The organism is Bradyrhizobium sp. USDA 327, assembly GCF_041262065.1.
Classification (GTDB): Bacteria; Pseudomonadota; Alphaproteobacteria; order Rhizobiales; family Xanthobacteraceae; genus Bradyrhizobium; species Bradyrhizobium liaoningense.
The window spans coordinates 3,993,108-4,001,924 of the sequence record NZ_JBGCCW010000001.1 but is presented as its reverse complement, the minus strand read 5'-3'; the positions used below and the strand labels follow the sequence as shown (position 1 = coordinate 4,001,924).

The window sequence follows — 8,817 nt, the reverse complement described above, 5'->3', positions numbered from 1 at the left end:
TCGCGGCACGTGTGGCTGGTGTCTTGTTCCATTAACAAAACGTCAATAAAACCAGTTGGTTATGGTGAACGCTTTGTTAAGCGTCGTGGTTTATTTTGTGTTGCAGGTGACGAGCCGTCACCATTTTCGTTTGTTGTGTAAGCCGGAAGCAGGATGATTGTTCGGCACTTCATTAATTGGATCAGGACGGCGCCCGCAGGCGAGCGGGCCGAGGCAACACGGGCGTTGGCCCGGGCCTGGCTGATCTCAGACCTTTCTGCAGACGACCGCATCGCCGCTGAAGGCGCGCTTCTGATGCTGCTCGACGATCCCTCGCCCCTGGTGCGGCAGGCGATGGCCGAGGCCTTTGCCCGCAGCGCCGAGGCGCCGGCCGCAATCGTGCGGGCGCTGTCGACAGATCAGCCGACCGTCGCGCTGCCGGTGCTCGAACATTCCCCGCTGCTGATCGACGCCGACCTCGTCGATATCGTCGCGACCGGCAACGAGGAGGTGCAATGCGCGGTGGCCCGCCGGATCGCGTTGCCGGTGTCGGTGTGCGCCGCGATCGCCGAAGTCGGCTGCGCGGCTGCCGCACTTGAGCTGATCGAGAATCCCCACGCCGAACTCGCCCCGTTCTCCTGGGACCGCATCGTCGAGCGTCACGGCCATCTCGCGGCGATCCGCGAGGCGATGCTGGTGCTGGAGGATCTGCCGGCCGCAACGCGCGCGGCGCTGGTGGAAAAGCTCTCGCAGACGCTGGCGCAATTCGTCGTGGCGCGGAACTGGCTGAGCGCCGACCGTGCGGACCGCATCACAATCGAGGCGCGTGACCGCTCCACCATGAACATCGCGGCGCGCTCGCGCGGCGAGGATATGCAAGGCCTGGTCAGGCATTTGCGCATCACCGGTCAGCTTACCGCGGGGCTGATCCTGCGTGCACTGCTCTCGGGCAACATCGATTTGTTCGACGCGGCCCTCGCCGAACTCGCCGATTTGCCGCTGGCACGTGTCTCCGCGTTGCTGCACGATCGCGGCGGCAATAGCCTGCACGCGCTGCTCCGTCGCGCCGGGCTTCCGGAGGCGACGTTTGCGGCGTTCCAGGTCGCGCTTGATGCCTGCCACGAGCAAGGCTTTGTCGATAGCGACGACGGCGCGGCGCGGCTGCGCCGGCGCATGGTCGAGCGCGTGCTCACCCACTGCGAGGCCGACCGGGGCGCCACTGAGCCGCTGATGGTCCTGCTACGCCGCTTTGCCACCGAATCCGCGCGCGAGGAGGCACGGCTGTTCTGCGACGAGCTCGTTGCGGATGATGCGGTCGACCTGGCTTACGACGATCTGATCGCGGCCTAGCCGGATCCACAAGCTCAGGAATTCAGAATTCCGCCGCGGAGGCAGTCTGGATCTTCGCTGCGCTCGCAATGACGAGAGTGGAGAGTTCGGCCCTCATTCCACCGGCGCGATGCTCGGGGCCAGGATGACCTCGAGATGCTCGGGGCGGTCGCGGTTGACGTTGGCGAGATAGTCGTCGGCGACCTTGCGCAGGCGGCGGCTGAGCTCGGCGGAGACGCTGAGGCTGTCGAGCCTGGTGTTCTCGTGCACGATGGCGAGAATGGCATTGATGTGGTGCGTGAACAGCTCGGCCGGCACCTTTTCCAGATCTGGCGCGTGCTCGATGACGCGGCACAGGCTCTCGGCGATTCCCGCTGCCGAAGGAAAGCCGAACGTCGCCGCATCGCCCTTGATGTCGTGCGCGGCGTGGAACAGCTCGTCGCGCAGCTTCTTCGTGAAGCCATCCTTCTGCACGGCAGTCCAGGCGGTGGACAGTCTCTGGACCTCGATCGCCATCCAGTCCTTGAACTCACCGGAGAGACTCGCGAGCGCTTGTTCGGCGCGGCCGACCGGATCGTCCATGTCCTTTTCTTCGACGCGGCGCAGGACCTTGCGGAGCGGGTTGGGCTGCGTGATGACGTGGTGCGTGGCGAAGGCCTTGACCTCGATGTCCTTTGCGCTGTTCTTCGCCATGATACCTGCCTCGTCTGAAGACGTTGCGCTAGATGGAGGAGCGGGCCTTGTCGAGCAGCGAGGGCTGCTGCAGCACCTCGTGCTTTTCGCCGACGCGGCGCTCGGGGCCCATATAGGCGGAGTTGGTGTTGCGGCGCCGGTCCGGCCCGAAATAGGTCTTGGTCTTGATGAAGGGGCGGGGATTGGCGACCACGTTGAGGATGCGCTGATAGAGGCCCTTGGCCGAGATCGGCTTGGCCAGGAATTCGGTGACGCCGGCATCGCGCGCGACCGTGACGCGACGCTTCTCGGAATGGCCGGTCAGCATGATGATCGGTGCGTAGGGGTTGCCCTTCGATTCGGGCTGCCGGATCATCTGCGCAAGCTCGAGCCCGTCGAAGATCGGCATGGCCCAGTCGGTGATGACGATGTCGGGCACGTAATGGCTGTACATTTCGAGCGCCGTGGCGCCGTCCTCGGCTTCATAGACCTCGCGCGCGCCGAAGGAATGCAGCAGCGTCCGCAGGATGCGGCGCATGTGCGGATTGTCGTCGCAGACGAGGAAGCGCAGCTTGTTGAAGTCGATGCGAAACATGACGTCCGGGCCAGAGCGGTCAACCTTCGTTAACCATATCGTGCCGGGAGTTAACGAAGGGTTGCGACCGGGTCCCCGGAGGCGTGGCGGCGGGCGGTTCAGTAGCCGAACTGCTCGCGCAGGATACGTTCTTCGAGGCTATGGCCGGGGTCGAACAGCATCCGCATCGAGATGGTCTTGTCGGAGAGCACCTCGACGCGGCGGACGTCGCGAACCTCGTCGTGGTCGGCGACCGCCGCTACGGGGCGCTTCTCGCCCTCCAGCACCTCGATCACGACATAGGCGGTGTTGGGCAGCAGCGCGCCGCGCCAGCGGCGTGGACGGAAGGCGCTGATCGGTGTCAGTGCCAGCAGCGCGGCGTTGATCGGCAGGATCGGTCCCTGGGCGGACAGGTTGTAGGCGGTGGAGCCCGCCGGCGTCGCCACCATGATGCCGTCGGCGATCAGCTCGGACATGCGCTCGCGCTCGTCGATCAGGATCCTCAAGCGTGCGGCCTGGTAGGTCTGCCGGAACAGGGCGACCTCGTTGATGGCGTGGTGCAGGTGCACGCGGTCGTGCATGTCGGTTGCGCGCATCAGGAGCGGGTTGATCTCGGATTCATGCGCGGCCTCGAGCCGTGCTCGCAGATCGTGCGTCGAGTACTCGTTCATCAGGAAGCCGACCGTGCCGCGGTGCATTCCGTAGATCGGCTTTCCCGTGTGCATGTTCTGGTGCAGCGTCTGGAGCATCAACCCGTCGCCGCCGAGCGCGACGACGACGTCGGCATCCTTCGGCTCGCAATTGCCATAGTCCCTGGTGAGCTGGCCGACGGCGGCCTGCGCCTCGCTGCTCGGGCTGGCGACGAAGGCGATCCGGTCGTATCGCGAGGGCTTGGTCATGGCTTCCCGGGCAGGTGCCGCTGGCTCGAGTAAGTTCCGCCGGGCTCGTCTATACGAGGTGGGCCTGCATTGTCGAGGAGGACCGCCCTCCAAAGCTAACGGAGACTGTCGCTCCGGGTGATTTGACCCTCTGCGGGCTGTTCAGGCCCCGCCAGACCAAGGATTCCCCAAAGCGTCGCAATTCCGGGCTAACCTTTCTGTCCTCACCGGCTGTCACAGCCGGGCAGGGAGAACGATCATGGTCACGAATTTGCCGGTGCTCCGTCGAACGGTCCTGGTGCTGGCGGTCTCGGCTTTCGCGCTTGCCGGATTTGCGCGCGCCGACGATCCGCCGAAGCCGCGCCCGGAGACAGCTGCTCCGTCCGGGCAGAAGGGCAGTCGCGGCGGTGGTCCGCAGAACGCGTCGCAGGCGTCGCCATCGGCGGCCGAGTTGCACCGTCTCCCGCCGGATTCGACCACGAAGCAGACGCTCGATCTGCCCGGCCGAACCCTCAATTTCGCCGCGACCGCCGGCTCGATCCGCGTGTTCGACGGCAAGGGCGAGCCGCTGGCCGACATCGCCTACACGTCCTATGAACTCGATGGTGCCGACCGCGCCACGCGCCCCGTGACGTTCCTGTTCAATGGCGGCCCCGGCGCGTCCTCGGCGTGGCTCCAGTTCGGCGCGGCCGGTCCGTGGCGGCTGCCGCTCGATGGCGAAGCCCTGTCGCCCTCGGCCTCGCCCGAGGTGAAGCCGAACGCGGAAACCTGGCTCGACTTCACCGATCTCGTCTTCATCGATCCCGTCAGCACCGGCTACAGCCGATTTGTCGCCAGCAGCGACGACGCGCGAAAATCCTTCTACTCCGTCGACGGTGACGCCAATTCGATCGCGCTCGTAATCCGCCGCTGGCTGGAGAAACATGATCGGCTGACTTCGCCGAAATACGTCGCCGGCGAAAGCTATGGCGGCATTCGCGGCCCGAAGGTCGTGCGCCAGCTGCAGCTTCAGCACGGTGTCGGCGTCAGGGGACTGATCATGGTGTCGCCGTTGCTGGATTTCCGCGAGTTCACCGGCACCAGCCTCCTGCAATATGTCGCGACGCTGCCGAGCTATGTCGCGGTGGCGCGCGAGGCCAAGGGACCGGTCAAGCGCGCCGACCTCGCCGACGTCGAGGCTTACGCGCGCGGCGAATTCCTGACCGACCTCGTCAAGGGCGAGGCGGACAAGGACGCCACCAATCGCCTGGCCGACAAGGTCGCCGAGCTCACCGGCATCGACCAGGCGGTGAGTCGCAGGCTCGCCGGCCGCTTCGACGTCGGTGAATTCCGCCGCGAGTTCGAGCGCAAGAACGGCAAGGTGACGGGACGCTACGATGCCTCCGTGCGTGGCTTCGATCCCTATCCGGATTCCAGCAGCTCACGCTTCGGCGATCCCTCCGGCGATTCGCTGCAGGCGCCGCTGACGAGCGCAGCGGTCGACGTGCTGACGCGCAAGCTCAACTGGCGGCCCGACGGCTCCTACGAAGTCCTAAACGGCGCCGTGGAAGGCCACTGGGACTTCGGCCGTGGCATCAACCCGCCGCAATCGGTGTCCGAGCTGCGCCAGATCCTCGCCACAGATGCGAAGCTGAACGTCCTGGTCGGGCACGGGCTGTTCGACCTCGCCACGCCCTATTTCGGAACGAAGCGGGTGCTCGACCAGCTGCCGGCCTTCGTGACGCAACGCGTGAAGTTCGTCGTCTATCCCGGCGGCCACATGTTCTACTCGCGCGACGGATCGCGGCAGGCGTTCCGCAACGAGGTCGAGGCGATGATCAGGGAATAGAGCAGGATCCGCAAAAACGTGTGGCGGCTTTCCGACAGGGTCATGCTCTAACTAGAGGCCGGCGTCGGCGCGGCTTGTATCTGCGCGCCATCTCTCGCGCGACGACTTTGGCCGGCTTCACGTTCGCGCCGGCGATCCAGATGTCGCTGATCTTGCCGCGCTTGTCACGGATCCGGCGCACCGGCTCGCCATGGCTGGAATAGCCGGCCGCCCAGGCCAGCCTGCCGGTGTCGCGGCCGGTGACTTCGATCTCGGCGGCGTCCATGAAGGGGTTGTTGAACTGCGGATTGGCGACGAGCACGCGGTTGCCCGCGGGGACGAGATCGGTCGCGCCCCAGATCGTCCACCATCGGCCGGTCCAGTCGCGCACGCGGCGGTCGGGTGCACCGTGGGTCCTGAAGGTGCGCAGGATCTGCATCGCGCCATCCATCCAGAACGGGGCCGCGCCGTCGATGGAGTTGCTGAGGATGCTGATCGCGAGCTCGCAAGCGGGAATGGAGCAGGTCCGGGAGATGTAGCCCTGGAAACCGCCGCCATGGCCGAACCAGTCCCAGCCGTCGGTCTTGCCGGCATTGACGCCCAAGCCATAGTAAGTCTCGAAGCTCTGCGGGATGCGCCAATGGTGTCGCGTCATCTCGCGGCGGCTCGCGACCGACAGCACGCTCTTCTTCGCGTTCGGGGCCAACTGCGCGAAGAAGCGGGCGGTGTCGGCGGCGGTGGCGACGAAGCCTGCGGCGGATGCCATCGCATGTGCGGGATTGTCGCCAGGGATCACGCAGCGTTCGCCCAGCGGGACTATGCGCGTATGACCGCACGCGAACGGCGTGCCCTTGGCAAGCGGTGCATTCGGCTCGGTTTCGCGCAAGCCCGCGGGTTCGATGATCTCGCGCTTGATCCAGACCGGGTAGGGCTCCCTGGTCACCGCTTCGATCACGAGGCCGACCAGCCCAAAGCCGTGATTGGAATATTTGAAGCGGGTGCCGGGCTCGATTGCGGTCGGCAGCTTCAATTCGGCGAGCAACTCTTTCGTGTCGAGATAGGGGCGGCTGTCGATGAACTGGCCGGAATCGGCGCCGTCGCGCGTCAATCCCGCGCTGTGCGACAGCACTTGCGCGATCGTCGTCTCGGCGACGCGCGGATGCAGGCCGCCGACATAATCGCCCACGGGATCGTCGAGCCGGATCTTGCGCTGCTCGCGCAGCCTCATGATGCCGGCCGAGGTGAAGCTTTTGGAGTGCGAGGCGATGCGGAAGCGGTGGCGTGGGGTGAGCTTCTCGCCGGTATCGAGATTGGCGAGGCCGAACGCATGCTCGGCGACGACCTCGCCGCGATGGGCGAATGCGACGATGACGCCGGGCTGCTGGATTGTCGTCAGTTGGAATTCGATCCAGGAGCCGATGTAGTCGATCGCGGATCGCAGCCACGTGTCCATTGCACACCAATCTGCAGGGAAGATTGGTGGCGGAGGCTAGCCGAGAAAGCGGAACGGGCACAACCCGAAAGGTTGTGCCCGTTCACTTCGTTCAAGGTCGCGATGTCTCAGTAGACCAGCGTCGCGCCGGTCGGCTTGTCGAGCGCTGCGGCAAGCGAGCGATACTCCGAGCTGTCGGTGCCGGCAAGCGAGGCGATCTTGTTCAGATGATACTGCGCCTGTTCGCGGTTGCCCTGTTCGAGCTGCCAGAGGCCGTAATACTGCCAGGTGCGGACGTGGTTCGGATCGTCCTTCAGCGCCAGCTCGTAATAGACCTTCGACGACTGGTAGTCGCCGAGCTTGCGATAGGAGTAGCCGATCAGATTGGCGACGTCCGCGACGTCGTCGCGCTTGAGCGACTTCAACTGGTCGATCGCGCCCGTGTAATCGTGATTGTCGTAGATCGCGGCGTAGGCAGTGCGATAGGCCGCCAGGAACTTGGGATCGCTGATGGAAGAGCTCTTCTTCTTGCCCTTTTTGGACGAGCTATCCGACTTCGGCGGCGAGGACGGCTCGTCGCTGCCCGCGGCGTAGGCGCTCGACAGTACCGGTGCCGCCGCCAGCGTCATGGCGACGAGGCCCGGCACAACAAGCATTGAGAGTTTGCGCATCGAAATTCTCCCGTATGGAACGTGGCGATCCTACACGATTGCCCAAAGACCGAACACCCGTCGCGCAAAAACATTCCCGCTTCACACGATCTATTCGCCCGGTCGCTGATGACAAACTTGTCATCGAGATGAACGGAAGCCTGCAAGGGGCTTCAGACTGGGTTCAATGTGCCCCGCCTAGGCTGCCACCTACGATCGAAGGGTGGGCGAGAGGGCGCCGCCTCGAGATCCTTCCAAGAGGAGACCACCATGTTGAAGACCATCTCCGCAGCCTTGCTCGCAGCGACCGTGATCGCAGCCCCGGCCTTCGCTGCCGAGGCCGGAAAGACCGCCACGACTGCCCCGGTGATCAAGGCGGACCAGAGCCAGACCAAGGCGGCGACCACCGCCGCGAAACCGGACGCCGGCGTCAAGGCCGACGCCAAGGCTGATCTCAAGCCTGCGGACGTCAAGGCCATCGACGCCAAGGTGGATTCCAAGTCGAAGGCGATGAACGCGAACGCTGCGGTCACCACCGGCGAGCACAAGACCGTGCGCAAGGATCGCCATGGTCACAAGCAGGTCTCGGCCAAGGAGTCGCAGAAGGCGCAGCCGGACGTCACCAAGCCGGCGGCATCAGACCAGCGCAACTGACGGCTGATCCCGCGCGGCGGCATCCCTGGCATTGCCCCGCCGCCGCACGCGGACTTCAGGCCCGGTCCGTTCGCGGTGTCTCGTGCGAAAGCCCGAGGTGTTGGCGGCGGGCCGGTGCGCTGCTTGCGCCGCTGCAAGCGAATTCCCTTCGTGCAGCCTTGGGGCTAGAACGTCTCCTGATCTGATCGAGCGGAGAGCGGGGCCTGTGGGGCGGTTGGCGAGATGTGCGGTGATATTGGCATTGCCCTTGGCACTTGCGGCCTGTTTCGGCAGCGACGGTGACCGTCCAACGCTGATGGGCGGGACCCAGGCCGGCGGACCGCAGCCGTTTCCCGACAATTTCCGGAGCGACACGCTGGCCCTGATGCGGACCTATCTCAACAATCCGGTCGGCGTGCGCGACGCCAGCATGGCCGATCCGGTGCAGCGCGAGGTCGGAGGCCGGCAGTTCTATGTGAGCTGCCTGCACTTCACCCCGCGCGAGACCGATGGCGGCTACAAGGCCATGCGCGAACGGGCCGTGATCTTTGTCAACGGCCGGGCGGACCGCGTGGTCGACAGGACCAGCGATCTCTGCGCCGGTGCGGTTTACGCACCCTTTCCGGAACTGGAAAAGATGACGCGGTAGCGCAAAGCCCGCCTTCATCGCCTGATGTTAGACAGACGCAGCCAGAGACGCTGGATCACATTTCGGCGAGCTTTGAACGGGGTGATTTCCTCTTGAGACAAATCGTTGCGCCAGGCCTTGTGCACGCGACAAAAACCGTTAGTTCAGGGCGGTGTGACGGAACAAAATCGCGTTGTTGCCACCCCGTCACAGTGACGAACGATCAACGTTCCGG

Annotated in this window: 9 protein-coding genes; 4 read left to right on the top strand and 5 right to left on the bottom strand. The window is 65.0% G+C overall.

The genetic code is table 11. The annotated features are described in order from the left end of the window. Window positions 1-153: 153 nt before the first annotated feature. Window positions 154-1,329, top strand: a complete 1,176-nt coding sequence (locus ABIA42_RS18705) for a DUF2336 domain-containing protein (protein ID WP_370122523.1) — start codon at window positions 154-156, stop codon at window positions 1,327-1,329. Window positions 1,330-1,422: 93 nt separating this feature from the next. On the opposite strand, the gene ABIA42_RS18700 is transcribed toward ABIA42_RS18705, so the two are convergent. The 3 genes from ABIA42_RS18700 to ABIA42_RS18690 form a co-directional block, all read right to left on the bottom strand. Further along, on the bottom strand, window positions 1,423-2,001 hold the full coding sequence (locus ABIA42_RS18700) for an Hpt domain-containing protein (protein ID WP_028180048.1): 579 nt from the start codon (window positions 1,999-2,001) through the stop codon (window positions 1,423-1,425). 28 nt (window positions 2,002-2,029) lie between these two features. After that, window positions 2,030-2,575: a response regulator gene (locus tag ABIA42_RS18695; protein ID WP_008549760.1), complete on the bottom strand. Its 546-nt coding sequence runs from the start codon at window positions 2,573-2,575 to the stop codon at window positions 2,030-2,032. Between the two features lie 98 nt (window positions 2,576-2,673). Further along, the gene (locus ABIA42_RS18690; RefSeq protein WP_370122526.1) at window positions 2,674-3,453 is read right to left on the bottom strand and encodes an NAD kinase; all 780 of its coding nucleotides are present in this window, start codon (window positions 3,451-3,453) and stop codon (window positions 2,674-2,676) included. A gap of 238 nt (window positions 3,454-3,691) precedes the next feature. Here ABIA42_RS18690 and ABIA42_RS18685 point away from each other — a divergent pair, with 238 nt between their 5' ends. After that, window positions 3,692-5,260 (top strand): S10 family peptidase, encoded by a 1,569-nt coding sequence (locus ABIA42_RS18685; RefSeq protein ID WP_370122529.1) that lies wholly within the window; start codon window positions 3,692-3,694, stop codon window positions 5,258-5,260. 40 nt (window positions 5,261-5,300) lie between these two features. Here ABIA42_RS18685 and ABIA42_RS18680 read toward each other — a convergent pair whose 3' ends face one another. Together ABIA42_RS18680 and ABIA42_RS18675 are read right to left on the bottom strand one after the other, a co-directional pair. Continuing rightward, a complete protein-coding gene (locus tag ABIA42_RS18680; RefSeq protein ID WP_370122532.1) occupies window positions 5,301-6,692 on the bottom strand; it encodes a serine hydrolase domain-containing protein in 1,392 nt (463 codons plus the stop codon). A 107-nt stretch (window positions 6,693-6,799) separates the two neighbouring features. Then, window positions 6,800-7,342: a lipopolysaccharide assembly protein LapB gene (locus ABIA42_RS18675; RefSeq protein WP_271532605.1), complete on the bottom strand. Its 543-nt coding sequence runs from the start codon at window positions 7,340-7,342 to the stop codon at window positions 6,800-6,802. A gap of 249 nt (window positions 7,343-7,591) precedes the next feature. On the opposite strand from ABIA42_RS18675, the gene ABIA42_RS18670 reads away from it, so the two are divergent. Further along, window positions 7,592-7,975: a His-rich protein BRANT gene (locus tag ABIA42_RS18670; RefSeq protein WP_370122536.1), complete on the top strand. Its 384-nt coding sequence runs from the start codon at window positions 7,592-7,594 to the stop codon at window positions 7,973-7,975. A gap of 232 nt (window positions 7,976-8,207) precedes the next feature. Then, window positions 8,208-8,603, top strand: coding sequence for a hypothetical protein (locus tag ABIA42_RS18665; protein ID WP_271533701.1), 396 nt, complete (start codon window positions 8,208-8,210; stop codon window positions 8,601-8,603). Window positions 8,604-8,817: the final 214 nt, after the last annotated feature.